The sequence below is a fragment of the Fictibacillus sp. WQ 8-8 genome, assembly GCF_024494405.1.
Lineage (GTDB): Bacteria > Bacillota > Bacilli > Bacillales > Fictibacillaceae > Fictibacillus_C > Fictibacillus_C marinisediminis.
On sequence record NZ_JAMXKG010000007.1, the window covers coordinates 219,206 to 245,165 of the forward strand.

General features: G+C 44.2%; 23 protein-coding genes and 3 pseudogenes. All 26 read left to right on the forward strand.

The window, feature by feature from the left end; translation table 11 throughout:
• The first annotated feature begins 282 nt into the window (after window positions 1-282).
• The 26 genes and pseudogenes from proB to M1K46_RS17300 all read left to right on the forward strand — a co-directional run bounded on the left by proB (window position 283) and on the right by M1K46_RS17300 (window position 25,960).
• Window positions 283-1,407 carry a glutamate 5-kinase gene (gene proB / locus M1K46_RS17175; protein WP_062232269.1) on the forward strand — a complete coding sequence of 375 codons (1,125 nt, stop codon included), beginning with the start codon at window positions 283-285 and terminating at the stop codon, window positions 1,405-1,407.
• Entirely contained in the window at window positions 1,404-2,651 is a 1,248-nt protein-coding gene (locus M1K46_RS17180; RefSeq protein WP_256226975.1) for a glutamate-5-semialdehyde dehydrogenase, read from the forward strand. The genes proB and M1K46_RS17180 overlap by 4 nt, the downstream gene beginning before the upstream one ends.
• A gap of 108 nt (window positions 2,652-2,759) precedes the next feature.
• Window positions 2,760-3,041: a DUF6509 family protein gene (locus M1K46_RS17185; RefSeq protein ID WP_256226976.1), complete on the forward strand. Its 282-nt coding sequence runs from the start codon at window positions 2,760-2,762 to the stop codon at window positions 3,039-3,041.
• A gap of 236 nt (window positions 3,042-3,277) precedes the next feature.
• Complete coding sequence (locus tag M1K46_RS17190; protein WP_256226977.1) at window positions 3,278-3,790, forward strand: MBL fold metallo-hydrolase; 513 nt, start codon at window positions 3,278-3,280, stop codon at window positions 3,788-3,790.
• Window positions 3,762-4,112, forward strand: a complete 351-nt coding sequence (locus M1K46_RS17195) for a hypothetical protein (protein WP_256226978.1) — start codon at window positions 3,762-3,764, stop codon at window positions 4,110-4,112. The genes M1K46_RS17190 and M1K46_RS17195 overlap by 29 nt, the downstream gene beginning before the upstream one ends.
• An 83-nt stretch (window positions 4,113-4,195) precedes the next feature.
• Window positions 4,196-4,630, forward strand: a pseudogene (locus M1K46_RS17200) (5'-nucleotidase C-terminal domain-containing protein); the annotation flags it as partial.
• A gap of 331 nt (window positions 4,631-4,961) precedes the next feature.
• A complete protein-coding gene (locus M1K46_RS25745; RefSeq protein ID WP_053354204.1) occupies window positions 4,962-5,750 on the forward strand; it encodes a response regulator transcription factor in 789 nt (262 codons plus the stop codon).
• Complete coding sequence (locus M1K46_RS17210; RefSeq protein WP_256226979.1) at window positions 5,751-6,824, forward strand: XdhC family protein; 1,074 nt, start codon at window positions 5,751-5,753, stop codon at window positions 6,822-6,824.
• A 29-nt stretch (window positions 6,825-6,853) separates the two neighbouring features.
• On the forward strand, window positions 6,854-7,429 hold the full coding sequence (locus M1K46_RS17215) for a nucleotidyltransferase family protein (protein ID WP_256227003.1): 576 nt from the start codon (window positions 6,854-6,856) through the stop codon (window positions 7,427-7,429).
• On the forward strand, window positions 7,430-9,859 hold the full coding sequence (locus M1K46_RS17220) for a xanthine dehydrogenase family protein molybdopterin-binding subunit (protein WP_256226980.1): 2,430 nt from the start codon (window positions 7,430-7,432) through the stop codon (window positions 9,857-9,859). It begins immediately after the preceding gene.
• Window positions 9,859-10,314: an SRPBCC family protein gene (locus tag M1K46_RS17225; protein ID WP_091005838.1), complete on the forward strand. Its 456-nt coding sequence runs from the start codon at window positions 9,859-9,861 to the stop codon at window positions 10,312-10,314. Before M1K46_RS17220 ends, M1K46_RS17225 begins: the two co-directional genes overlap by 1 nt.
• A 20-nt stretch (window positions 10,315-10,334) precedes the next feature.
• Window positions 10,335-11,204: an FAD binding domain-containing protein gene (locus tag M1K46_RS17230; protein ID WP_256226981.1), complete on the forward strand. Its 870-nt coding sequence runs from the start codon at window positions 10,335-10,337 to the stop codon at window positions 11,202-11,204.
• A gap of 5 nt (window positions 11,205-11,209) precedes the next feature.
• Window positions 11,210-11,701, forward strand: a complete 492-nt coding sequence (locus M1K46_RS17235) for a (2Fe-2S)-binding protein (protein WP_053354198.1) — start codon at window positions 11,210-11,212, stop codon at window positions 11,699-11,701.
• 4 nt (window positions 11,702-11,705) lie between these two features.
• Window positions 11,706-13,259 carry a class I adenylate-forming enzyme family protein gene (locus M1K46_RS17240; RefSeq protein WP_053354197.1) on the forward strand — a complete coding sequence of 518 codons (1,554 nt, stop codon included), beginning with the start codon at window positions 11,706-11,708 and terminating at the stop codon, window positions 13,257-13,259.
• Window positions 13,260-13,287: 28 nt separating this feature from the next.
• Window positions 13,288-14,076, forward strand: a complete 789-nt coding sequence (locus tag M1K46_RS17245) for an enoyl-CoA hydratase/isomerase family protein (RefSeq protein ID WP_053354196.1) — start codon at window positions 13,288-13,290, stop codon at window positions 14,074-14,076.
• Between the two features lie 144 nt (window positions 14,077-14,220).
• Window positions 14,221-15,558, forward strand: a complete 1,338-nt coding sequence (locus M1K46_RS17250) for an MFS transporter (protein ID WP_256226982.1) — start codon at window positions 14,221-14,223, stop codon at window positions 15,556-15,558.
• Window positions 15,559-15,616: 58 nt separating this feature from the next.
• Window positions 15,617-17,104: an aldehyde dehydrogenase family protein gene (locus M1K46_RS17255; RefSeq protein WP_256226983.1), complete on the forward strand. Its 1,488-nt coding sequence runs from the start codon at window positions 15,617-15,619 to the stop codon at window positions 17,102-17,104.
• Window positions 17,101-18,279 (forward strand): iron-containing alcohol dehydrogenase, encoded by a 1,179-nt coding sequence (locus tag M1K46_RS17260; protein WP_256226984.1) that lies wholly within the window; start codon window positions 17,101-17,103, stop codon window positions 18,277-18,279. The genes M1K46_RS17255 and M1K46_RS17260 overlap by 4 nt, the downstream gene beginning before the upstream one ends.
• A gap of 31 nt (window positions 18,280-18,310) precedes the next feature.
• Window positions 18,311-19,141: a R2-like ligand-binding oxidase gene (locus M1K46_RS17265; RefSeq protein WP_053354192.1), complete on the forward strand. Its 831-nt coding sequence runs from the start codon at window positions 18,311-18,313 to the stop codon at window positions 19,139-19,141.
• Between the two features lie 19 nt (window positions 19,142-19,160).
• Window positions 19,161-20,585: a sodium:solute symporter family protein gene (locus M1K46_RS17270; protein ID WP_256227004.1), complete on the forward strand. Its 1,425-nt coding sequence runs from the start codon at window positions 19,161-19,163 to the stop codon at window positions 20,583-20,585.
• 20 nt (window positions 20,586-20,605) lie between these two features.
• Window positions 20,606-22,024: a UbiD family decarboxylase gene (locus M1K46_RS17275; protein ID WP_256226985.1), complete on the forward strand. Its 1,419-nt coding sequence runs from the start codon at window positions 20,606-20,608 to the stop codon at window positions 22,022-22,024.
• A gap of 134 nt (window positions 22,025-22,158) precedes the next feature.
• A pseudogene (locus M1K46_RS17280) lies at window positions 22,159-22,691 on the forward strand (SDR family NAD(P)-dependent oxidoreductase); the annotation flags it as partial.
• Between the two features lie 9 nt (window positions 22,692-22,700).
• Window positions 22,701-23,024: pseudogene (locus M1K46_RS17285) on the forward strand (diadenylate cyclase); the annotation flags it as partial.
• A gap of 155 nt (window positions 23,025-23,179) precedes the next feature.
• Complete coding sequence (locus M1K46_RS17290) at window positions 23,180-23,767, forward strand: DinB family protein (protein ID WP_256226986.1); 588 nt, start codon at window positions 23,180-23,182, stop codon at window positions 23,765-23,767.
• Window positions 23,715-24,572, forward strand: a complete 858-nt coding sequence (locus tag M1K46_RS17295) for a DMT family transporter (RefSeq protein WP_256226987.1) — start codon at window positions 23,715-23,717, stop codon at window positions 24,570-24,572. Before M1K46_RS17290 ends, M1K46_RS17295 begins: the two co-directional genes overlap by 53 nt.
• Before the next feature lie 338 nt (window positions 24,573-24,910).
• On the forward strand, window positions 24,911-25,960 hold the full coding sequence (locus M1K46_RS17300; RefSeq protein WP_256226988.1) for a fatty acid desaturase: 1,050 nt from the start codon (window positions 24,911-24,913) through the stop codon (window positions 25,958-25,960).

A 25,960-nucleotide genomic window follows, 5' to 3' on the forward strand; every position in this document is an offset into this window, starting at 1 on the left:
TAAAATTATCTGGTGCGTTAATAGGGGCCAGTAAATATGTTATCAGGCGAAAGAGAGTGGAATTCATCAGGCTGAGAGATTCCATCGCTGAAGAAACTATTGAACCTACCCCTTGAGCTGCTAGGCGAATAACCTGGCCGTTTCCCTCGTTACGGGTTTTAAGAGAGTATCATCTGCCTAGATGATACTAATAAAGGTGGTACCGCGGATGACAGACTCTTTCCGTCCTTTTTTTAAGGATGGGAAGGGTCTTTTTTAGTAAACAAAAGGAGTGGCGGATACATGAGCAAAAGACGAATCGTTGTAAAAATCGGGAGCAGTTCCCTAACCAACAAGAACGGCGGACTAAGTAAGAGTAAACTTACCGAACATGTGGAAGCAATCGTCCAATTAAGAAAACAGGGACATGAAGTTATCTTGATCTCTTCTGGCGCGGTGTCAGCGGGGTTTGCCGATTTAGGGTATCCCGCGCGTCCTGTAACAACAGCCGGGAAACAAGCCGCTGCAGCTGTGGGGCAAGGGTTATTAATTCAAGCTTATACTGAAATCTTTAAACAACATGGAATTGTTGCTGCCCAACTGCTGTTAACACGGAATGACTTTTATAAAAAAGAGCAGTACAGCAATGCCTATGCGACGTTATCCGAACTGTTAAAACGTTCCGTTCTTCCGATCATTAATGAGAATGATTCCGTTTCGATAGATGAATTGACCTTTGGAGATAATGATATGCTCTCCGCCCTTGTCAGCGGCCTCGTGCATGCAGATTTTTTGATGATATTGACGGATATCAATGGACTGTATGATCAAGATCCTCGAACGGTTCCAACAGCTCACCGGTATGATTTTCTTTCCGACATTACAGATGACCATATTCAGATGACGAACTTGGCGTCGGCATCAAAATTTGGTACAGGAGGTATGAAATCAAAACTCCTGGCCTCAAAAACCGCTCTCTCGCTGGGGGTAAACGTCTTTGTCGGTACAGGCTCCCATCAGGAAAAACTCCTTCATATTTTAGATGGCATGGGCGACGGAACATATATCGGCAATTCGCCTGCCACTCCATTAAAAACACAGAAACAATGGTTGGCTTTTCATTCACCGATCAGCGGAATCATTGAAATTGATGATGGAGCAGCAAAGGCTATTCTGTTCGACGGAAAAAGTTTGTTGCCAGCGGGAATTCGTGCTGTCAGTGGTGTGTTTTCAACCGGGGAAGTGGTAGAAATCATCAATTCCGCAAAAGAAGTCATCGGTAAAGGCCAGGTTCAGTATTCCTCTGAAGACTTACAAATCATTAAAGGATTAACGAGTCAAGAAGCGATGGAAAAGACCAAGAATACTCACCCTGAAGTAGTTCATCGCAACAGATGGCTGTCCATGATAAAGGAGAGAATCGTATGAAAGAATTAATCACCAAAGCAAAAAAAGCAAAAAAAGCGGTCACTGAACTCATCACAAAAACGACTTCACAAAAAAACGAAGCGTTGCTGCGCATTGAGGACCAGTTGATCCAAGAGATACCCTACATCTTGCAGGAAAATAATAGAGATATAGAGCATGCTCGAAACACTGGTGTGCATGAGTCCTTAATTGACCGACTGATGCTGAATGAGCAAAGAATAAAGGATATGTCAAAGGCACTGGTGCAGCTAGCGTCTTTACCCGATCCAACAGGAAACGTGCTAGAGAGATTTGAACGTCCCAATGGGCTCATTATTGAAAAGGTAGCTGTCCCGCTAGGAGCCATTGGGATGATTTATGAAGCAAGGCCCAATGTCACTGTAGATGCCGCCAGTCTGTGTTTAAAGACTGGAAACGTAGTCCTGCTTCGAGGAAGTTCTTCAGCTATCCATTCAAACAAAGCGTTAGTTTCTGTGATCCACCGTGCACTGGAACTTAGTGATCTCCCAGTAGATTCTGTTCAGTTAATCGAAGATACGAGCCGTGAGACAGCTGTAAAGCTGTTTAAAATGAACGACTATCTTGATGTTTTGATTCCGAGAGGCGGGAAGGCGTTAATTCAGGCCGTCGTCGAAAACGCTTCTGTTCCTGTTTTAGAAACAGGTGCCGGAAACTGCCACGTTTATATCGATAAAAGTGCTGATAAGAAAATGGCGATTGACATCGTTCTCAACGCCAAAACCCAACGTCCGTCGGTTTGTAATTCTATAGAAACCGTGCTCGTTCATGAAACCTGGGCGAAAAAACATATGAATGAGATGGTCGAAAACCTCATAGAGAGAGGGGTCGAGCTGCGAGTCGACCAGAACATTCATGAGCTCTTTCCAGCCATTGTATTAGCAACCGAGGAAGACTGGCAAACAGAGTACTTAGATCATATTTTAGCGATAAAAACCGTGTCGGGCACATCGGAGGCCATTGAACATATTAACCGCTATGGTTCTAAACATTCCGAAGCCATCATCACGGAAGCTGAAGATAACGTTCGTTCATTTTTTCAATTGGTAGATGCCGCCGCGCTTTATCATAACGCCTCAACCCGTTTCACCGATGGCCATGAATTCGGCTTTGGCGCTGAAATCGGCATCAGTACACAAAAGCTTCACGCTCGTGGGCCGATGGGCTTGCCCGCCTTAACCTCAAGCAAATATGTGATCAGAGGAAACGGACAGATACGGGAATAGGAAGTGACGTTGTGAAACCGAGCAGCGGATATCCGCTGCTTTTGTTTGTTGTTATATACTTTTTGAAGGGTATAATAAGGAATACACTATAAGGAGGTACATGTATTTATGAATGTAATTAGACATACACTTGATAAGCTTCGGGATCCTACCAATATTCTCGAAGGGGATCGATACGAATTTATCATACATATAGAGGTTGAAGAAGACGATGAACTGTATATGGAAAATGGCGTATATATTAAACTGATTTATGCTGCTCTGCCTCAAGAGCCCCGAATTGTTCAATACCACTTATACGAAGACACAACAAACAATCCTCTTGATTTTGAATTAGAAGACGACGAAGTAGATGAGCTTAGAGAATTCTGCCGAAGCCAAGTGCAGTAAAACAATAAAAACATTAAAACAGTATCCATCAAAATTTATGGTTACTGTTTTTTTCATTTAAGATTCATCTTCATTTAGCTGCTGTCATGATGCACTTCAATTCCACCAAACCCGGGGTTGCATCGGAAATTTTCGACTGAAATTATCTCTTACTTTGATATTATTGGAGATAGGATATAGTTTCCTGTTATTGAATGTAAAAAGAAAAAATTCTTAAATAGGTAAGGGGAATATTCATGATTCACTATCAAAAAAATGGTTTGACCGTTTTTCAAAGTGCGCTTTGGCAAACAACAAGTACAGTAGTAGAGGAAGATGAGTTTGTCCTTATTGTCGATCCTTCTTGGCTCCCCCATGAAATTAAAGCCATTCAAGAACACGTTGAGGAGCTTAATCGAAATAAAGAAGTATATCTTTTATTTACCCATGGAGATTTTGACCATATTATTGGTTACTCAGCGTTCTTAAATGCTAAGGTCATTGCAAGCGAAGGTGTGAGTAATCATCCTGCTAAAGATTATAAACTTGGTCTTATAAAGGATTTTGATCGTAAATATTACATAGACAGGCCTTATCAGCCTAAATTTCCAGTTGTTGATATTGAGATCAACAAAGATGGCCAGCAGCTTGCATTAGGAAGCACAACGTTAACCTTTTATTTATCGCCTGGTCATACTCATGATGGAATATTTACAATCATTGAGCCTCAGGGGATTTGGATTGCCGGGGATTACCCTTTCGGATTTTGAACTTCCTTTTGTATTTGATAGTGTAAAGGCTTATCAGTCAACACTACTAAAAGCAAATACAATATTGGATAAACATCATCCAAGTGTTTTGGTACCCGGCCATGGCAAAACAACTGAAAGTAAAGAAGAGATGAAGCAAAGAATTGAAGCATCCCAAACCTATCTTTCCCGGTTAATAGAGGCTGTTGAAAATGAAGATGAACAAACATTAAGCCAGTTAAGGCAGGAGATGCCGTATGAATCAAGTTTTACTTCAAGCTGCCACGAAGAAAATGTGCAGCAAGTGAAAAGGGAGTTTGCGAACGAATGGGGGAAGCAATGAGATTAGACAATATACATACGAACGACCTTCACAGTCCATTTTGAAAATTTTTCAAGAGCGGGAACGTTCACGTATCTGATAAAAGGCTAATTGAAATATGCCCATCCCCCCTAAATGCAACTTCATTTGAAGTCCATGGGAAACATATCATAACCGCTTTAGAACTATCTTTGGATGCGCAGCACTGTTTGTCAGACGGAAGAGGCCCGGGATTCAGAGGTAAGTATACGGGGAGCTTGCATATTGCGGGTGCTAAAATCATTCATGATGGAAAAAGAGTTATTGATATATTAATTGGAGAAAAATCAATACAGAAAGAAAAATGGTATACAGTGGCTACATCTGATTACCTTCATCGGGGTTCAGGGTATGAATCACTTGCTAACAACAGAAATCAAACGTTCCTGGCTGAAGAAATAAAAGACGTGATCCGAATTTATGCAAGTAAGAAAGAGTTTGTCGAAAGGGCTTCAGTTTCTAGATGGATTGATCAAGAAAATCATAGGTTGATGTTGTAGAAGTGGAATCCAGTCCATTAATACTGAAAATTCATTCAAAGTGTCCCGGAATATTCCTGGGATACTTTTTTAATGCAGCCTTGAAATAGTCATTTTATTGTATACTACGGGGAATAGTACAAGCTTATTTATATCTTTACATAATATTTTCAGGTTAAAAAAAGAAGATTTTATAAGTCCCAAAGCAAGAAATTAGAACCAGGCATTTACCTTGTCAATTAGTATGGAAATAATCAGAAAATTATAACATGATTTTATAAAAATGATTATCAGATTTTAAAACTGCTTATTACTCAATCGCGTTAACCTAAATATGTGAGGGGGGGCACAAGTGTCCGAGTTACTCATTGTCGATAATGATAAACAAAGCCGCAAGGAAGTCTGCTCATTAATTGAAGAAAGCAAATACAGCTTTCTATCGATCTATGAATCGAGCACGGCTAACCGGGGTATGCTGCTGCTGAAACAAAGTAAACCGAGTGCGCTGATGATTGATCTTTCTTTACCCGATATGGATGGTATGGCTTTTGGCAAAACAGCCCTTCAATTGTATCCAGATCTCCCCATCATCGTGATTACCCAGTTAAAGATGTTTGAACTTGTTCAGTCATCTATTAATTCCGGATTTTTAGGGTATTTATTGAAACCGCTTTCTAAACATGAACTAATTGAAACGCTGGACAGGGTTTTAATCCCGGTTCTCGGCAAAAGTGTGAACCGTGTGATGAAAACGGGGGAAGATCATTTCACAGCAGATCTAAAAAATCCTATCGGCAGCGCCATCCAATATATGCAAATCTATTACGGTGAGCCGCTAACCTTAAAGAGTCTGGCGGACAAAGTTTACTTAAGCCCCTCGTATTTCAGCAAAATGTTTAAAGAAGATACTGGAATGACTTTTGTTGAATATCTGTCTTTTGTCAGAGTTCAAAAAGCAAAAGGACTATTGCGAATGTCTTCACTGCCCATCGAAGTCATCGCCAATAATTCTGGATTTGCTAATTCAGGATACTTTGCCACTACATTTAAAAAGCTGCTTGGTATTACACCGAGCGAATACCGTGAGCAATTTCATTTACAATCAGAGCCGGGATTAACTATATCAGCAGGAGGTGCATAAATGCTTCCCATTTATCTTGAAATGAAGCGGTGTGCTGAAAATGGCATCCGGGGAGTTCTCGGAACGATTATTCGTACTGAAGGGTCAACCTATCAAAAGGAAGGCAGCAAATGTTTTTGGGCAGAAGACGGAAAGCTGACAGGCTTATTGAGCGGAGGCTGTGTGGAAGGAGATTTGGCCGAACATGCCCGGGAAGTTCTGAATCACTTTTCCTGCAAAACGCTAGCTTATGATTTTCGAGACAAAGGCGATGATTTGTGGGGGCTTGGGCTTGGTTGCAACGGATCGATTGATATTTTTTTGGAACCGTTTGACCCTGTACACCTTCGAGAAAGCACAGAACGCAGCTTAGAAATCTATCAAAAAGCCGACAACTATGAAACAAGCTTGGCGACAATCGTCGAAGCAGAAACTCCATCACTTATAGGAAAAAAATGGATGGTAAAAAATAATAGTTCTGATCCCGTGAAATCAGGACTTCATTCTGTTACCTATGAAAAAGAAAAGGTCCTTGTGTTTACAGACACTATTACACCCACTCCCAGACTAACGCTATTCGGAGCAGGTCCGGATGCTGTTCCACTCGTAAATGGTGCAAAACAATTGAATTGGCACGTATCCGTAATTGATTATCGCCCGTCTTTTGTAAACAAACAGAATTTTCCTGAGGCTGATCAACTGCTTTGCATCCCTAAAGGAAAATGGCCAAAACTGGAGTTAGAAAGCTGTTCTTTTGTTGTTATCATGACCCATCATTTTGATCAGGACCTTCTGTTGCTTGAGCAAATTCTTGAAACAGATGTTCCCTATATTGGAGTGCTTGGACCCAACAAACGTACTTACCAGCTGATGGATAGGCTTGGAAGAGAATTTCATGAGGAATGTCTCTCACGGCTTTATAGTCCAATAGGGCTTGACATTGGATCACAGACTCCTGAAGAAATTGCACTCAGTATTCTTGCAGAAATGGTAATGGTCCATCGAGGGAAGGGGAGCGGAAAACCCCTTCATGTTATGAAAGAGACAAGCTTCACTAAGTACCTGCATAAGAAAGTGGGTGAACTGGCATTTTAACTGAAAAGAGGGAGACCTGGGCCATCATACTGGGAGCCGGCAAGTCTGAGCGTATGGGCACACCTAAAATGATGCTCCGCTATCAGGAAAAAACACTCATACGCCATGTGATCGATGCAGCACTCGACTCAGATGTAGATGATGTTGTGGTCGTTATTAACCCTGAAGTGGAAGGTTTGCTTGCCGAGGCTACGGTGGCGGGAGTGAATACGATTTTTTTGAATAACCACTCAAACAAAGGATTATCATCTTCCGTAAAATCAGGGCTTTATGTTTTGCCTGCTGAGGTGGAAGCTGCCATTTTTCTCCTAGGGGATCAGCCTTTGATATCTTCACGAGAGATCAATCTTCTGCTGGAAGAGTTCCATGCTGACCATGAACATTTTATTTATCAATCATCTTATATAGGGAAAAGAGGACATCCTGTCTTGTTTCACCGGAGGATGTTTAACAGGCTGCTAGAAATAAAAGGTGACAAAGGCGGCCGAGATTTAGTGAAGAAATATACCGATCAAGTAAAGATTATTGAAATGGGGAAAAACTATCCGTTTGATATTGATACAATTGCCGATTACAAAAAGCTTTTAAGAAAGGAGGTCTCTTAAATGAACAAGGTTATTGGTAAAGCGATAACCAGGGTAGAAGACATGAGACTTTTAACCGGACAGGGCAAATATATCGATGACATCGGTACACCGGCCCAGACGTTTCAGGCCGCCATTCTAAGAAGCTCAAGTCCGCATGCGAAAATTGTCTCGATTGATACGACAGAGGCTGAAAGAATAACCGGAGTAAAGGCGGTAATTACCGGAGAACAGGTGAAGGAGTATCTCGAACCATTTAGTGTAGGTGTCAGTGCTCCAGTTCATTACTATCCTATTGCCATCGACAAAGTCAGATATGTAGGAGAGCCTGTAGCGGTTGTGATTGCAAAAAGCCGTTACTTAGCGGAGGATGCGATGGAGCTCATTAAAGTGAAGTATGAATCCCTTCCGCCTGTCGTTGATATCGAAGGATCACTTGAGAAGGATGCACCGGTGCTTCATGAAAACGTGGGATCCAATATAGCCAATCACCGGACGTTTCATTACGGAAAAGTGGACCAGGCTTTTGAAGAAGCGGATACCATCATTAAACATAAATATCTTTTTCCTAAATATACCGCTACACCTGTGGAAACATACGGTATTATCGCTCATTATGAATCAAGTGAAAATCAATATACAGTTCACGCCAATTTTCACGGACCTTTTGTAATCCAGGCCATTATGGCTCAAGCGCTGAAAATTCCAAGCAATAAGCTAAGAATCATTGTTCCAAAGGATATTGGCGGAAGCTACGGAATAAAAGCGGGAACATTTCCATATATGGTTCTTCTGTCTGTAGCGAGCCGAATTGCCGGTTGTCCGGTAAAGTGGATTGAAGATCGGCAGGAGCATTTGTCGGCAAGCTCCAGCGGGACGGACAGGGTCACCTATATTGAAGCGGCGGTAAAGAATAACGGAAAGGTTACCGGCTTACGCATGAAGATGATTGACAATGTCGGTGCCTACATCCGGGCTCCGGAACCCGCCTGTTTGTATCGTACTCATGCCAATTCAACCGGTGCCTATGATATTCCGAATCTTCATATTGATGCGTACGCGATCATGACCAACAAGCTTCCCACAGGATTAATCAGAGGCTATGGAGGCCAGGAGCTGTATTTTCCTCTAGAGCGAATCATGCAGAAGGTTGCATTCGAGCTGAACTTGGATCCGGCGGATGTGATCCGCAGGAATCTTATCCAAAAGGATCAGTTTCCTTACAAGACAGCTTCGGGCGGCCTGTACGACAGCGGCGATTATATCAAGGGGTTCGAGCTTGCACTTGAGACCGGAAAATATGGGGAATTCCGCAAAAAACAGGAGGAAGCAAGAAAGAACGGAAAAATTTTCGGTGTCGGCCTTGCCTGTATCGTCGAGCCGTCGGGTTCCAACATGGGATATATCACGGTTGCCCTAACTCCTGAAGAAAGAGCAAAATCCCTGCCCAAATCAGGTTGTTCGGAGGCTGCTACTGTTTCAATGGATCCGATGGGAAGCGTTAATGTGAGGATCAGCACGACTCCGTCCGGGCAGGGGCATGAAACCGTTGCAGCACAAATTGTTTCAGAGGTTTTAAGCATCCCAACGGATAAAATCAAGGTTGTCGCGGAGCTGGATACATCCACAAGCGCATGGTCTATTGCATCCGGAAGCTATTCCAGCCGCTTTGCCTCATTAGGATCCAGTGCCGTCTTTTATGCGGCACACAAGGTGAAGGAAAAGTTGATCAAGATTGCTTCTCACCAGCTGAATGTAAATCCTGATGAACTCGAACTAAGGGATGGTGCTTTTTATGTAAAGGCAGATCCTGCAAAAAAATATGCATTGAAGAGGGCTGCAGGATCCGCGCACTGGAATCCGTTATCCCTTCCGGAGGGAATGGAGCCGGGAATCTATGAAACTTACTATTATTCTGTAAAAGCGGCAGAGCCTCCTGATGAAAATGACCTCATCAACTCATCGGTGACCTATGGATTTGTCGCCGATCTGGTAACGGTAGAGATTGACCCCGAGACAGGGGAGGTAAACATTCTGGACTATATAACAATCCATGATGCCGGAAAACTGCTCAATCCGCTCATCGTGGATGGACAGATATTTGGCGGACTCGCGCATGGCTTGGGTGGAGCGCTCTTTGAAGAGCTCGTGTATGACAATAAAGGGCAGCTGCTTACCGGTTCATTCATGGACTATTTGTGCCCGACCGCTCCTGAAATTCCAAATGTCACGATCAAGCATATTGAAACGCCATCACCTATGACTCCGCTCGGTGCAAAAGGACTTGGAGAAGGTAACACAATGAGCGCTCCAGTTGCTGTCGCCAATGCGGTAAGTGATGCCCTTTCTCCGTATAATGTGGCGATTGATACCCTGCCGCTCAGTCCAAATCGAATATGGACTCTGCTGAATCAAGCGAAAAAAAACAAACATAAAGAGGTGACCATCTGATGGAAGGCAAAGGAAAGCTAGTTTTAGATGCAGGAGTGGAAAGAGCTTATGAAGTGCTGCTCGATCCCAACGTTCTTGAAAAATGTATCATGGGCTGCAAAAAACTCGTCCTGGTGGAGGACAACAAATATGAGGCCGAGCTGTCCATTGGGATCGCGGCCATAAAAGGAAACTACTCCTCTACGATCGAAATCCTCGATTTAGAGGAGCCTAACCATTACAAGCTCGCTGTAAAGGGAGAAGGATCACCGGGAACTGTAGAAGCGGTCGGAATTGTAGACCTGACCCCGGAAAGTGAAAGCTCCACTCTATTAAACTACTCATACGAAGCTGAAGTGGGCGGAAAGGTAGCGATGGTAGGACAGCGGATGCTAGGTGGAGTAGCCAAGCTGGTCATACAGGACTTTTTCAAAAAATTAGGCAAGGAATTAAAACGTATTGAACAAACCGCCTAAAGAAAGGGGCCGTGCTGATAATGAAACCGGCAAAATTTGATTACTACAGGCCTAAAGATGTTTCAGAAGCCCTTTCTCTGCTGGATTCCAGCGGTTTTGACGGCAAGATTATTGCGGGGGGACAGAGTCTCGTTCCCATCATGAACATGAGACTCGCCACCCCTGAGTGTTTAGTCGACATTAATGGTCTGCATGATTTAAATTTTATCAATAGCGATGATCATACATTAAAAATCGGGACGATGACACGGCAGAGTACGGTGGAAACCTCTGAACTCGTGAAAAAGAAATGCGGATTGGTAACAGAAGCTGTTGCCCATATTGGCCACCTTCAAACGAGAAACCGGGGAACGATTGGTGGGAGCATCGTCCATGCAGACCCTAGTGCTGAGCTTCCCCTCGTTTTGATGGCGCTCAATGGAACACTTCACATTTCTTCAGAAGAAGAAACGAGAAGCGTGAATGCGGAGGACTTCTTTCTTACGTTTCTAACGACAGACATGATGCCAAATGAAATGCTGACCGAAATTCATCTGCCCATATGGAAGGGACGAGTCGGCTCTTCCTTTCAGGAAGTCGCAAGGCGCCATGGTGATTTTGCGCTCGTAGCAGCCGCCTGTCAGCTTGAGCTTGACGCTCATGACAGAATTTCAGATATCCGGCTTGCGCTCGGCGGGGTAGAGGCTATTCCGCTCTTAATCGAGGATGCAAAAGAACTTCTTGCTGGTGAAAAGGTTACAGACCAAGCTGTGCAAAAAATCGCCGAGCTTGTGGCCAAGAGTGTGGAGCCCGAGTCCGATCTGCATGCCTCGGCAGCATACCGTACACAATTAGCCAAGGTTTTGACGACACGAGTTTTATATCAAGCATACGAGAGAGCAAAGGGGTGAGCAGCATGTCCTTAACCGAAGTAAATGTAACGATCAACGGCAAGTCGTATTCAGAGTGGGTTGAACCAAGAATGCTGTTGAGTGATTTCATACGTGAATCGTGCGGACTAACTGGAACCCATGTAGGCTGCGAGCACGGTGTTTGCGGGGCCTGTACGGTCAGCTTGGACGGGTCGGCGGTAAGGTCGTGCTTAATCTTTGCGGTGCAGGCGGATAACCGCGAAATTAAAACGGTCGAAGGTCTAGCCAGCAGTGGAGAAATGACAACGCTTCAAAAAAATTTCGTGGAATGCCATGGTCTGCAATGTGGTTTTTGCACCGCTGGCATCTTAATGTCCATCACTGATTTTTTGGAAAAGAACCCGCAGCCTTCGGTTAAAGAAATCAAAGAAACCCTGTCAGGACATCTGTGCCGATGCACAGGCTATGACGGAATTGTGAAGGCTGTAGAGAAAACGGTTCAAGACAACAATAAAGAAGTCTTGCAAAGGAGTTGAATCCATGAATCTCGGAACGTTACTGGAATTCGCAGTAGAGCGCTTCCCGAACAAGGATGCTGTCGTTCAGCAAGATCAGCGTTTATCCTATGCGAGGCTGAACAGCCAGGTTGATAAGCTGGCCGCCTCCCTTCAGCGCATCGGAATAAAACAACAGGATCGTGTCATGGTTTTGTTAAAAAACCGGAGCGAAAATGTCATTCTCTATTGGGCGCTGCAAAAATTGGGTGCCATTTATACACCGATAAACTTCAGGCTTTCAGCAAAGGAAGTAGAGTATTGCTTTAACGATGCGGAAGCAACTGTGATTGTCTATGAGGATGCGAGCCAGGCGGCGGTGTTAAAAGCAAGGTTCAATGAGAGGCCTGTCTATATTGGGCTCGAGGGTGTACAAGGAGCAGATATCTACTTTTCTGAACTGATTGAACGGAGCCCTGAAACGTATGACAGACCAGACATACTGGATGAAGATATCGCCTTAATGCTCTATACTTCGGGGACCACAGGAAAACCAAAGGGGGTTCCAAGAAGTCATAAAAATGAGTATGCGGCCGCCCTTGCCCATATCATCCAAAATCATTATATAGAAGGGGAGAGCACACTCGGAACAATGCCTCTCTACCACACCATGGGAATGAGATCGCTGCTTTCAATTACATTTTTAAACGGAAAGCTTGTCATACTTCCTGATTTTGACGCTAAGGATGCGCTGGAATTGCTCTCTAAGGAAGCTGTTTCTTGTTTGTATCTTGTGCCTACTCTGTACCATGACATATTAAAGCATCCGAAATTTAGCGATTATGATCTGTCGGCCCTTAAAAAAATAGGATATGCCGGGGCCTCCATGACCTCATCCCTTACAGAGAAATGTATTGAGCGGCTGAAGCCTGAGGTGTTCGTCAATCATTATGGAAGTACTGAGGTGTACACCTTTACCATCAATTCAAATGTCTTCGAAAAGCCATGTTGTGCAGGCAAACCAGGGTTTCATCAAAACATCAGGCTGGTTAGAGCAGACCCGGACGGACATTCAACCTGCGAAGAGATCGTAGGAAAAGATGAAATCGGTGAGATCATTGTCAATTTGCAATCAGTTGAAGCGTTCAAGGGATATTGGAACCGGCCTGATGCGACCCAAAAAGCGATTCGTGACGGCTGGTATTTTACAGGAGATCTTGGTGTGCTGGATGAAGACGGCGATCTGCATGTCGTCGGCAGAGTGGACGACATGATAATCTCAGGCGGCGAAAACATCCACCCTCTGGAAGTCGAAGACGTCATCTCCGAGCATGAGAATGTAATCGAAGTCGCCATCGTCGGAGAAGAAGACGACAGATGGGGACAGATTGTATCAGCGTTCGTCGTTCCCGCCAGCCATACTGTCTCGATTCAAGAGCTGGACGAGTTCTGCAAAAACCATCCGCAGCTCTCCAACTACAAAAGGCCGCGAAAGTATGTATTTGTTAAGGAAATTCCGAAAAGTCCTGTTGGAAAAGTGTTGAGGCGGAAATTGCGGGATGGGGAATTTGAATTGTTCAAAACAGAAAAAGTAGTTTAATTTCTTAAAATCGAAAGGGGAAATCAATATGACAACCACTACTCAATATGATCACATCCGTGTAGAAAAGAACAGGGAAACACAAACAGCGACCATTTTATTCGACCGACCGGAAAAAATGAATTACATCAGTATGCTCGCCAGGAAACAATTTGCTGAGATCTTTGAAGAATTGAACGATGACGAAGGCGTACGTGTCATCATTGTAAAGGGTGAAGGCGACAAGTGTTTTAGTGCTGGCGGAAGTATTCCTCAGTTCATGGAAACTCATCCTGAAGAATTGTCCCGTTTAAGAGTGAACGTTGCCGCACCAGAGCGTTCCCCGAAGCCTGTCATCGCACAGCTTCAAGGATATACATTTGGGGTAGGCTTTGAGATTGCCATGGCGTGTGATTTCAGAATCGCTGCTGACGACACCCTCCTCGGGTTGCCGGAAATGAATTTGGGCATGATTCCCGGAAGCGGAGGGACGCAGCGTGTGGCACGGGCTGTAGGCCTTACAAGAGCAAAGGATATGATCATGAGAGCAAGAAGGATACCTGCTGAAGAGGCGTACCAATGGGGATTGATTACTAAGGTTGTGGCGAAAGAGGAGCTTGACAATGAAGTGGATCAACTGGCGGCTGAGCTCGTACGGTTTTCACCACTTGCTCAGCGTGTTTGTAAGGAAGTATTGAATGCTGCTGAGGAAGGCCCGTTAAGCACCGGATTAGAGATTGAGGGAAGAGCGTATGGCATGCTGAGATGCACCGAAGACTTCAAAGAAGGTGTTGATGCATTTGTTGAAAAAAGAAAACCGAACTTTACCGGGAAGTAAGTGGAACAGAGTAATCCTGTGCAAACCAGGATTACTCTTCTCCTAAATATACTTCTATAAGTTTAAAAGACTGAAAATTCAGTCTTCATTTCACTCATCCAAGCTAAGTCATGCCAAAAAAACTTTAGTATTGGAGGAAATAACATGTCAAGTGCAATACCTTCTGAGATTGTTCAAAAAACGGAAGCACCAAAAGTGAGTAACAGGCAAATGGTTTCTGCAACAGCTGCTTCATTATTAGGATGGTCCTTTGATTTATATGATCTCTTCATTCTCCTTTATGTTACACCAACCATAGGTAAGCTATTTTTTCCTACAACTAATCCCACACTGTCCCTGGCTGCGGTATATGCTTCTTTTGCCGTCACACTGCTTATGAGACCACTCGGATCCGCCATATTCGGATCGTATGCCGACAAGCATGGCAGAAAGAATGCCATGACAGTGGCGATCGTCGGGGTTGGTATTAGTACTGCTATTTTTGGATTACTGCCAACGGTCCCGCAAATCGGCTTTTTCGCTGCCTTCCTGTTTTTACTGCTGCGGCTCGTCCAGGGAATCTTTGTCGGTGGGGTAGTCGCCTCCACCCATACCATTGGAACCGAAACGGCACCTCCTAAATGGAGAGGATTAATGTCAGGCCTTATTGGCGGAGGAGGCGCTGGGCTAGGCGCACTATTTGCTTCCATCGTTTTTACAGTCGTTTCAGCCCTGTTTCCCGGTGAAGCCTTTGATAGCTGGGGCTGGAGAGTCATGTTCTTTACAGGTATTTTAGGAGCCATTGCTGGCCTTTTTGTGTTTAGGACGCTGGAGGAATCCCCGTTATGGACCGAAATGAAAACGAAAAAAAACTCAAAACAAAAAATTGTCCAACAAAAACCGGTTAAATCGCTGTTTACGACATACTCCCGTGTACTTCTGGTGAATTTAATGATCGTTATCGGAGGCGGTTCGGGTTATTACCTGACTGCCGGATTTATTCCAACCTTCCTTAATGTCGTAAATAAAGTATCCTCTTCGACGCTGTCCGGCGTTCTTATTGCGGCCAGTATAGCTACCATTATATCTGCACTCATTGCCGGACATCTGAGTGAAATCTTTGGCAGAAAAAAGGTATTCCTTGTCATCGGCGTATTGAACGTTATCGGATTACCTTATTTTTATCTATCACTGGCTGATGCTGCGTCTCTTTCATCCATCTATTTTTATGTCATATGTCTTGTACTATTAGGCAATGCGGCGTATGCACCTGTCCTGATTTTTTTAAACGAGCGCTTTCCGACCTCCATCCGGTCAACCGGCACAGGCCTTTCATGGAATATGGGCTTTGCTGTCGGTGGAATGATGCCTACTTTTGTTACTTTGACGAGTGGATCCATTGAAAACATTCCCCATACATTGATGTATTTTACGATCGTGATATATCTGATTTACATTATTGGAAGCGTTATCATCCCAGAAACGAGAGGCAGACTGCAATAGGGCAACATCAGAGTTTTACACCCGTTTGATCTGAATAAAAAGAAGGGAGACTTTATCGATGTCAACTATCGTCCATAAAAAGATACCCACTTATTATAATTTTGCAGGCGGCGAGTGGATAGAAGCGACTTCTAAGGAGCTGATAGAATCGTTTAATCCGGCGACCGGAGAACTGGTCAGCTATTCGCAAAAATCGAATATTCAGGATGTATCCCAGATTATAGAGTCAGTACAGCATTCATTCCTGACAAGTGATTGGTCAATGAATCCTAAGCGCCGTTATGAAGCGTTGCATTCGTTGGCCGAAAAAATGACAGAAAAGCTGGAGCACCTTGCTCTCATCCTCACGATGGATCAGGGAAAGACCATTCGCGAGTCGCGGATCGAGCTGTCAGGCTGTATTGATACACTGAAGTACTTTGCAGGAGCCGCACGTTCTGTATTTGGCCGTTCCATGCAGCTTGAACCCAATAATTTTGGTGTCGTTGTAAAAGAGCCGGTTGGCGTGGTGGGAATCATATCACCTTGGAACTGGCCCGCGTTGCTTATGATTCGTGAACTCGCACCTGCTCTTGCTGCCGGTAATGGAGTTCTCGTCAAGCCAGCAAGCCTTACTCCTTCAATATCCGTAGAGATCTTTAAGCTCATTGCTGAAATTCCTCATTTTCCAAAAGGGATCGTTAGCATCGTGACTGGTCCAGGAAAGTCCATTGGAGCAGCCATGGCAGCCAGTGACAAGATCGACATGATCAGCTTTACGGGGGACACCTCTACTGGCAAGTCCATCATTGAAATGGGAGCAGGAAATGTCAAAAAAGTAGCACTCGAACTTGGCGGGAAATCTCCGAACGTCGTCTTTGAGGATGCAAATCTTGATAAAGCTGTTCCGGTCATCGGCCGTTCCATTTTTATTTCCGCAGGCCAAATCTGCATGGCCGGTTCCAGGGTGGTCATTCATGAATCCATTAAAGACGAAGTGGTCAAACGTCTAAAAGAATATGCCGAACAGCTGCGGGTGGAAAACGGGCTTCTGGAAACGGCTGATATGGGGCCGCTGGTCTCACAAAGCCAATTGGATCTTGTTGAAGAGTATTGTGAAATCGGCCGGAAAGAAGGAAGAATCATTACTGGCGGCTACCGAATGGCAGGCGAAACATATGATCAGGGCTTTTATTTCGCTCCTACCATCATTGATGGGCTCATGGCCGGCAGCCGCGTGGTCAAAGAAGAAATTTTCGGGCCTGTTCTCGCTGTTCAGACATTCTCAACGGAAAAAGAAGCGCTTCACATTGCGAATGACAGTGATTTTGGTTTGTCCGCCGGTGTATGGACATCGGATCTCAACCGAGCGGTAAGGATGTCCAAAGGGATCAAAGCGGGAACCGTCTGGATCAATACGTACAACAAAAACTTTCCTGAAACAGAATTTGGGGGTTACAAGCAGAGCGGTTTAGGAAGAACAAGGGGAGTGGATGGCCTGATGGAATATTGCGAGACGAAGCATGTGCATATTGAAATGGACCCTCGTGAGGGGGCTCCTCTATGAACATGAGTTCTATAGTAAAACAGACAGGGCAGGACTTCTCCTTTCATTTGCCTACGCGGATAGAGTTCGGGTATGGAAAATCCTCCCGCCTTGCGGAGAACCTCGTAAATCTTGGTGTGAACAGAGTTTTTATCGTCAGTGATAAAGGGGTGGAATCCGCCGGATTATTGAGCGGAATCATTTCATCGCTGCAAGATTCAAAGATTGTCAGCGAGCTCTATCTAGAGGTAGAGCCTGATCCGAGTCTTGAAACGATTGATCGTGGAGCCGAGTATTTTCTATCGGGGCACTATGATTGTCTCGTTGCAGTAGGAGGCGGAAGTGTCATAGACACTGCAAAAGGGATTAGGATTGTAGCAAGCCAGGGCGGCAGCATCCGCGATTATGCAGGAGTCGATAAGATCGTAAGCTCCTCAGCTATTCCGCTGCTTACGATACCAACCACATCCGGGACAGGGAGTGAGGTGACTATCTTCGGTGTTTACTCAGACTGGAAGAACAATGTGAAAGTGACCGTCACCAGCCAGCATATGGCTCCGACTCTTACTATAGTTGATCCTGAACTGACCATGGGGTTACCAGAAAATATGACCGCAGCCTCCGGAATTGATGCTCTGGCCCATGGAATCGAAACCTACTTTTCCTTACGGTCGTGCCCTGCATCCGATGCACTGGCCACTGAAGCGATTACCACTGTCGGTTCACACCTTAGACAGGCTGTTGTGGACGGAAAAGATAAGGAAGCACGAATTGGAATGTCGAAAGGAAGCTTACTGGCAGGGATGGCGTTTAACAACGGCTTCCTTGGGCTCGCCCACGCCATTGGAAGTGCTCTTTCCGGTCATTGCCATGTTCCTCACGGAATAGCCATCGGCTTGCTCCTCCCCCGCGTCGTTGAGTTCAATGCTCAAGTGTGCCCACTTAAAGCGGCTAAGATTGCGCAGTTGTTGGGGGTTGAGGGAGAAGACGAAACACAGTTGGCCGGTCAGGCGGCTAAAGCAGTGGCTTTCCTGGTGCGGGAAATTGGACTGCCTACCCGGTTGAAGGAATTGAACGTCCCTGAGGACAGGCTCGCTGCAATTGCAAGTGACTCTTTTCAAAGCGGGATGATGAGGTTTAATCCCCGGCAGCCAGCAGAGGCTGACGTTCTGGATCTGTTAAAGCGAGTTTACTAGAATTCACAAACAAAACGGAGGCGGTTTTTTAATGAGCGATGATTTGATTCTTAGTTTGGAAAAAAGTACAGACGAGGTAGCCTGGAATTTATACCGGAAAGCGATAAGGTTTGGAACGTGGGATCCTGCTGAGATCGATTTAACCCATGACAGAGATGATTTTGAAGCACTTGATCAAGACCTGAAAGATTACCTCATTCACTTTTGCACCGGATTTCTTGATGCAGAAGAGAATGTTGCCTTAAAATTTTGTCCCTGGATCATGCTTGGGGCATCCACCCAGCAACAAGCCTTCCTCAGTACTCAGTTGTTGGAGGAATTCAAGCATACCGAATTTTTCCTTCGGTACTTTGAAGAGGTACTCGGCATCAAACGTTTACATGGAGTGCAAAATCTCGTTCAGCAAAAGCTGGATGAGCGGGGAAAAATGATGCTCAATGCACTGGAAGGCAGTATAGAGGAACGCGAAGCTGCCCTCGTTGAAGGATTGACTCACTACCAGGGAATCATTGAAGGTGTACAAGCCATGGCGGGGTACGATGTATTTGAGGATGTTTATGGAAGTAAAGGACTCCTCCCCGGGTTGAAAGAAGGCTTCAAACGTATAAAAGAGGATGAAGGCCGCCACGTCGGCTTTGGGCTTCGCATGTTAAAGCTGCTCGCAAGAAATGAAAAGCACGCCAATAGAATACGAGAGATTTATAGTGAATATCTTCCCTACATTTTGATTCGCTACGATCAGCCGGTAGTGGTTGGCGGACGCGAGGTTCCAACTCCGGTGGAGGTGAACGGCCGGCAGCGGGTGACGAAGCTTTTTGAAAGGCGCCTGAAGGACATATTCGGAGTGCGATCCGTGAGTTAAATAAGGAGGGAATTGCTTGGTGACAGCCCGTGCCATAATCATAGGAATGGTCATTTTGTATGTGCTAGCCACTGCTTTTCTTGGACTATATACGAAGAAATTCTCAAAAAGCTCGGACAAATACATGACAGGAGGAAAAGCTTTCGGCCCTTTTATTATCGGGGTCTTGATGATGTCTGAATTCATAGGCACCGGCTCTACGATCGGCACCGCGCAAACCGCTTTTTCTAGAGGAATCTCGGCTTCCTGGAACTTAATCACACTCGCGTTTGCTTTCGCTTTGTTTGCCTACACACTGGCAAAAAAGTTCCATGAGCGTGGAGAGTATACCATTTCTGGGGCTATATCGAAAACTTACGGAAATGGTGCGAGAACGATTACCTCAGTCATTATGATTTATGCCCTAAGCGTGGTCAACGTATCAATGTACGCGGGAGGGGCGGCGACCTTATCTGCGATTATTCACGTCCCCCATGCGATGGCAGCAATTGTGGTGGGGGTAGTCACAGTTGTTTACGTTACCTTGGGCGGAATGTTTGCGGTTGCTTATACCAACCTTATTCATGCGTTTTTTAAATATTTGGGATTAATTCTGGCAGTCTCGTTCGGTTTAACTGCAGCAGGCGGTTTTTCAGGTCTGTCGCTGCAGCTAAAGCCAGCGATGTTTGACTGGACAGGCATTTCATGGCCAACCATTATTGCATGGACCATCGCCAACATTGGCTCTATTTTTTCTACTCAATACATCATTCAGGCGGTTTGCTCGACCAATGATGATGCCAACGCAAAAAAAGCAAGTATTTACGCAGGGGTGTTCGTAATTCCTGTAGGAATCATGGCCGCTCTCATTGGGATGACAGCCTCTATATTGTTTCCGAATATCGTTTCTTCCGAGGCTTTTCCGATGTTGACTACCCTTATGAATCCTTTCCTTGCGGGTCTTGTGATCTCCGGATTAATCGCCGCGGTTTTTGGAACAGTGGCCGCCTCAACAATTGGAGCAGCTGCCCTATTGTTAAAAGACTTTTATACTCCGCTCTTTAATAAAGAAGGATCAGACAATAAATCACTCAGGTTTTCAAGAGTGGCGACCATTGTGATGGGTCTTTTACCTATTCCGTTCGCCATTTTTACCCCGGAAATACTAAACACAATCTTTTTTGCCAGGGCACTCCGTACAACCATCGCCGTTATCGTGGTTTTGATGTTTTATTTTCCCCGTTTCAGCAGCGGAATAGGGGCTGCCCTTGGAATGATATTCGCTGTAATTACAACAACATTTTGGTTTCTTGCAGGAAACCCGTTCGGTATCGATAACATTTATATCGCTGCTGTTGCACCTCTTATCGTAATGGGAATCGATCATTTTTGGCGAAAAAACAAAACAGTGGTTCATGAGGAACGTTCAAATGAAAATAACGGCCACCAATACAAGGTGCAATAGAGATAAGGGGGAAAGGTGTAATGAAGGCAAGAACATTTCGTACATGGCTAGCTCACCTTGAATCGAAAGGGAGGCTGGTGGCCATCGATAAAAAAGTGAGTCTGGAGTATGAGATCGCTGCTGTCGCAAAGAAACTGGACGGCAAAAAAGCGGTATATTTTTCAAATGTTGAGAACTATGGGATGCCTGTCGTTTCGGGGATATGTTCTACAAGAGATGACTTTGCTGAAGCATTGGAAACAGACCAATATGGAATCATTCCAAAATTCACTGAAGCGGTAACTTCACCAAAAGCATGCAGAAAAGTGAGCAACCAAGATGCCCCGGTAAAGGAAAATATCATCACCGAGAACATTGATTTGCTTAAGACCTTTCCCATTCCCGTCCACCATGAGATGGATTCTGGAAATTACATTACCGCAGGCCTGTTCATTACCCGTGATCCTGTGACTCGAAAGCAAAATGTATCCATTCATCGCCTGCAGATTTCTGGAAAGGATAAACTGGGAGTACTTTTGCTGCCGAGGCACACCTTTCATTTGTACAAACAGGCAGAGGAGGAAGGAAGGGCGCTCGAATGTGCCATAGTTGTAGGAGTGGATCCTGTGACACTTCTTGCTTCACAGGCGAGTACCCCATTCGGGATAGATGAGCTGGAAATCGCCAGTGCTCTGCGATCAGAACCACTTGAGACCGTTCGTTGTGAAACAGTGGACATTGATGTGCCTGCCTATGCGGAGATCGTTTTAGAAGGTAAAATCCTCCCGCATATTCGGGAGCCGGAAGGACCGTTTGGGGAGTTCCCTAAATATTACGGCCCGCGGAGTGACAAGGAAATTGTTCAGCTAACCGCCGTATCCCACCGAAAAGACCCGATCTTTTATACGATTATCCCGGCTGGATACGAGCATCTTCTGCTCGGGGGCATTCCACGTGAGGCTAGCCTCATTCAAAGTGTCCGCCAGACTGTGCCTTCTGCCGTTGCGGTTCACATGAGTCCAGGAGGGACATGCCGTTATCATGCGGTCGTATCCATAAAAAAGCGAAACAAAGGTGAAGCTAAGAATGCCATCCTCGCTGCCTTCGCAAACAGTTTTGATATAAAGCACGTGGTTGTAGTCGATGAAGAGGTAGATATATTTAACATGGAGGAAGTAGAATGGGCAATTGCTACGCGTTTCCAGGTGGACAAGGATTTAGTGGTAGTAGAGGGGGCGCAAGGCTCAAAACTCGATCCGTCCACAAATGACGGGTTCGGATCGAAAACGGGATTTGACTGTACAGTTCCACTTAACAGTGAACCGATGCGTTATAAACGAATTTCCATTCCGGGATACGCAAATATGGACATCCAGGAGTACCTAAACGAAACATCATCAGGGGTAAACCCAGAGCATCTTGAGTATGGCAACAGGAGGAATGATTCCTTGACCAGCTGATCAATGACAGCTGGTCTTTTGTCTCTACCGTTACGTTTATAAGTCAACGGGAAGAGGAATGCTAACTCCCAGCAGCTATTTATTAGAAACTTTTCATTTACAAAAATTTATGCGTACTTTAAGGAGGATTGTTCATGCATTTAAATCTGATGGGAAAAATTGCACTTGTCACAGGTTCTACATCCGGAATTGGCAAGGCCATTTGCGATGTATCTGGCAGAGGAAGGAGCCCATGTTATCATCAACGGACGCCGTGAGGAAAAGGTGCAAGAAACGATAGCGGAAATTAAAGAGTTGCATCCCGACGCTGTATTATATTCAGCCGCAGCCGATCTCGGAAAAGAGGAAGGATGCGAAAAAATGATGAAGAATTCAATGATATTGACATATTGATCAACAACCTGGGTATTTTTGAAGAAGACTGGTTTAAATTTTTTGAAGTCAATATCATGAGCGGTGTCCGGCTAACGCGCAGGTATCTGAAACAAATGATTGAAAAAAAAGAGGGAAGAGTGATCTTTATAGCTAGTGAGGCAGCCATTATGCCATCTCAGGAAATGGCTCATTATAGTGCTACCAAGACAAGACGATGCAGCTTTCCCTATCCAGAAGCTTGGCAGAACTTTCATATGGAACGAAGGTAACGGTCAATACGATTATGCCTGGTTGACAGCCCTTGGAGACGATGATCAGTGCGGGCAATTCGATCGGAGCAACATTAACGTTTCCGTTATTAGAGTCCATTTTTTATCCGGGAAATCCTCTTTATGATGGAGCGGTCTTAATTCGAGGTGACCTTATTATTTCGGCAGCAAACGTACTTCCCTTATCCAAAATTCATTCAAGTTCAAAAAAACTGGGAACCCGTCATCGAGCAGCCATAGGATTGACCGAGATTAGTGATGCACTGGTACTCGTGGTATATGAAGAAACGAGCAGGGTTTCGTTCTCTGTGGATGGAAAGCTGTATCCGATAAACATGTCCAGTTCAATCGTTTAAAGTATAGGCAGTGCATCAAAAGCAGACCATCCGTCTGCTTTTTTATTTGGGTCTTTCTGTCAGTTTTTTCTTTTGACGATAACGAATCGCAAAAAACTGCCCATTTCTGGAGTATAATTGACTTGAGACCATAACAAGTACTGGGGAGTGATTGGATGGTTTTAGATTTAATTGGAGAGCCGGGAATGGAACCTGTAGTTGGAATGCTCTACTCAATGGTAGACGGAAATTACAAACGGTTAAAAACAATTGTTGCAGGTATGTCACAAGAGGAATTAGATTATAAAGGTCCGAACCAAAAATATAACAGTACCGCGCAGTTAGTAAGGCACTTAGCATACGTGGACCTCAAATGGATATTTAGAATCAAGGGTGAAGCGGTGCCGAGGGAACTTGAAGAGAAATTTGGGCCTAGTTTTGATAAAAACGACCAATTGCCGCAGCTGAAAGGGATTTCTCTCGATGTGCTCATGACTGATTATGATCATGTTGTACAGATGATTAAATCAATGTGTTATCAGTTAACAGACAAACAGTTACATCAAACCGTTGAAGATGAAAATGGCTACAAAGCCACAATCCAATGGGGTATTTGGCATATCGCAGACCATAACAGATATCATCAGGCACATATTAATCAACTGCGTAAATGGTTTAGCCAAAAATCAGAGACAAGAGAGGATCAACATCATGAAAAAAGGGATTTTACTATTGGTGGCGGCAACCTTTCTTTGGGCAGGTAATTACATATGCGGCCGGTATTTAGCACCGGCCTTGCCAGCAACTTTATTAAACACTATCCGTTGGGCTATTTCAACGGGGCTCCTGTGGGGATTACTGATGCTTAACAAAAAACCACTCCCGATCATTTCTAAGTGGAGAGAATTTGTAATACAAGGGTTTCTTGGCATATTCGCCTTTTCTACATTAAACTATTTAGGTCTTAAATCGATTAGCGCATCACAAGCAGGGATGATATCAGCAGGTATACCAATTACCATCTTATTATTCACTCCTTTTTTTCTTAAAGAAAAGATCAAAACAAAAGCATGGATTGGTGCAGCAATCTCAATCTTTGGCGTGATTCTCTTGGTTGAGGGAAGACAAGCAAACTCTTCTCAAGGTTCAATTGTTGGACAAATTGAAATTCTCTTATCATGCTTGGCTTGGGGAATGTATACAGTACTTGGTAAGAAATATGGCAAAAAGATAGATCCCCTTACCATGACCGCTGGAGCCGCTTTCTATGGGACGATTTTTAGTGCGATAAGCTGTATTGGAACGGTACATCCAAATATGATACATATGACGAGAAATGCATGGATTTGTATTTTCTATGTGAGTACATTTGCTTCAGTTATTGCGTATTTTTCGTGGAATACCGGAGTGAAAATTGTAGGAGCAGGGCGTGCAGCTCCATATATTAACCTTCTCCCAGTTTGGACTGTTTTGTTAGGCGTTCTATTGTTGCAAGAACATATATCTGGAATCACCCTTTTAGGCGGAATAGTTACAATTCTTGGAGCTGTGCTAGCAAGTTTAAAATAGTATAAAAATACCCGGAAGAGGACGACCAGGAGTGGTGGGACGACAGCCATCATTTTTGATCGTCCTCTTTGTGTTTAATCATATTAATAATAGGATTGTGGTTGGGCTATGAATAAGGCGATTGGAAAGATGCTTGGATCAAGAAATATTAAAATTCACCCGTTGTTTTTACCCGTCGTTGGATTTATTACCATTATGGCAGGTTTTCAAGGCTCCTCATCAACAAAGAGAATCCGTATACATGACATTTATCATACTTTGGACATGACACGTATGTCTTAAAAGACCAGACTCCCATCTTTATACTTGAATTGAACCAATGGGAGGGAAACATACTAATGACGAAACAAAAAAATGTTAACTTACGAAAACAAGTTGCCCCATATGAAAAACCGAATACGAAAAATAGTGTAGCACAGCTCATTAATACGCTTGTTCCATTTATTCTATTGTGGTACCTGGCTTACGAAAGCCTGTCTATTTCCTATTTCATCACTTTGCCATTAACGATTATTGGAGCGGGATTTTTGACGCGGATCTTTATTATTTTTCACGATTGCTGCCACCATTCATTCTTTAGAAATCGAAAAGCCAATAAAATAGTGGGAACGATTACAGGAATCCTTACGTTATTCCCGTACCACCAATGGCAGCATGAACATAACATCCATCACGCTACAAGCAGTAACTTAAATAAACGTGGTACAGGTGACATTTGGATCCTGACGGTAGATGAGTATTTAGCTGCATCTTTTTGGACGCGCATCGCTTATCGATTGTACCGCAATCCGATCGTGATGTTTGGTCTTGGCCCGATTTACGTGTTTCTGATTACGAACCGTTTTAACCGAAAAGGAGCAAGATCGAAAGAACGCAAGAATTTATATATAACGAATCTTTCTATCGCTGCATTGGCCTCATTGCTTTGCTGGACCATCGGCTGGGAAGCATTCTTGCTTGTTCAAGGCCCTATTTTCTTCGTATCAGGTGTTGCTGGCATTTGGCTGTTCTATGTACAGCATCAGTTTGAAGACTCTTATTTTGAAAAAGACGAAGATTGGGATTACGTGAAAGCCGCTATGGATGGGAGCTCTTACTACAAACTTCCGAAAGTCCTGCAATGGCTGACAGGCAATATTGGATTTCATCATATTCATCATTTAAGCCCAAGGGTGCCAAATTATCACTTGGAAGATGTTCATAGTATTGATTCAACTTTTCAAAATGTACAAACGATCACGCTTGCTTCAAGTCTTCGTTCCCTGGGATTCCGTCTTTGGGATGAGGAGAGCAGAACGTTTGTCAGCTTTAAAGACATTAAAAAGATAAAAGCAAACAAGAATAATACAAGAGCGGCCCATTTAAAATCAAGCTTGAGCGGCCGATAA

What these genes read in the sequence shown, in the direction of transcription:
- M1K46_RS17250 (WP_256226982.1), top strand. Translation starts at nt 14,221, where the DNA reads ATGTCAAGTGCAATACCTTCTGAGATTGTTCAAAAAACGGAAGCACCA.
- M1K46_RS17240 (WP_053354197.1), top strand. Translation starts at nt 11,706, where the DNA reads ATGAATCTCGGAACGTTACTGGAATTCGCAGTAGAGCGCTTCCCGAAC.
- M1K46_RS17220 (WP_256226980.1), top strand. Translation starts at nt 7,430, where the DNA reads ATGAACAAGGTTATTGGTAAAGCGATAACCAGGGTAGAAGACATGAGA.
- M1K46_RS17180 (WP_256226975.1), top strand. Translation starts at nt 1,404, where the DNA reads ATGAAAGAATTAATCACCAAAGCAAAAAAAGCAAAAAAAGCGGTCACT.
- M1K46_RS17210 (WP_256226979.1), top strand. Translation starts at nt 5,751, where the DNA reads ATGCTTCCCATTTATCTTGAAATGAAGCGGTGTGCTGAAAATGGCATC.
- M1K46_RS17300 (WP_256226988.1), top strand. Translation starts at nt 24,911, where the DNA reads ATGACGAAACAAAAAAATGTTAACTTACGAAAACAAGTTGCCCCATAT.
- M1K46_RS17275 (WP_256226985.1), top strand. Translation starts at nt 20,606, where the DNA reads ATGAAGGCAAGAACATTTCGTACATGGCTAGCTCACCTTGAATCGAAA.
- M1K46_RS17290 (WP_256226986.1), top strand. Translation starts at nt 23,180, where the DNA reads ATGGTTTTAGATTTAATTGGAGAGCCGGGAATGGAACCTGTAGTTGGA.
- M1K46_RS17230 (WP_256226981.1), top strand. Translation starts at nt 10,335, where the DNA reads ATGAAACCGGCAAAATTTGATTACTACAGGCCTAAAGATGTTTCAGAA.
- M1K46_RS17245 (WP_053354196.1), top strand. Translation starts at nt 13,288, where the DNA reads ATGACAACCACTACTCAATATGATCACATCCGTGTAGAAAAGAACAGG.
- M1K46_RS17185 (WP_256226976.1), top strand. Translation starts at nt 2,760, where the DNA reads ATGAATGTAATTAGACATACACTTGATAAGCTTCGGGATCCTACCAAT.
- M1K46_RS17295 (WP_256226987.1), top strand. Translation starts at nt 23,715, where the DNA reads ATGAAAAAAGGGATTTTACTATTGGTGGCGGCAACCTTTCTTTGGGCA.
- M1K46_RS17255 (WP_256226983.1), top strand. Translation starts at nt 15,617, where the DNA reads ATGTCAACTATCGTCCATAAAAAGATACCCACTTATTATAATTTTGCA.
- M1K46_RS17235 (WP_053354198.1), top strand. Translation starts at nt 11,210, where the DNA reads ATGTCCTTAACCGAAGTAAATGTAACGATCAACGGCAAGTCGTATTCA.
- M1K46_RS17225 (WP_091005838.1), top strand. Translation starts at nt 9,859, where the DNA reads ATGGAAGGCAAAGGAAAGCTAGTTTTAGATGCAGGAGTGGAAAGAGCT.
- M1K46_RS17265 (WP_053354192.1), top strand. Translation starts at nt 18,311, where the DNA reads ATGAGCGATGATTTGATTCTTAGTTTGGAAAAAAGTACAGACGAGGTA.
- M1K46_RS17190 (WP_256226977.1), top strand. Translation starts at nt 3,278, where the DNA reads ATGATTCACTATCAAAAAAATGGTTTGACCGTTTTTCAAAGTGCGCTT.
- M1K46_RS17260 (WP_256226984.1), top strand. Translation starts at nt 17,101, where the DNA reads ATGAACATGAGTTCTATAGTAAAACAGACAGGGCAGGACTTCTCCTTT.
- proB (WP_062232269.1), top strand. Translation starts at nt 283, where the DNA reads ATGAGCAAAAGACGAATCGTTGTAAAAATCGGGAGCAGTTCCCTAACC.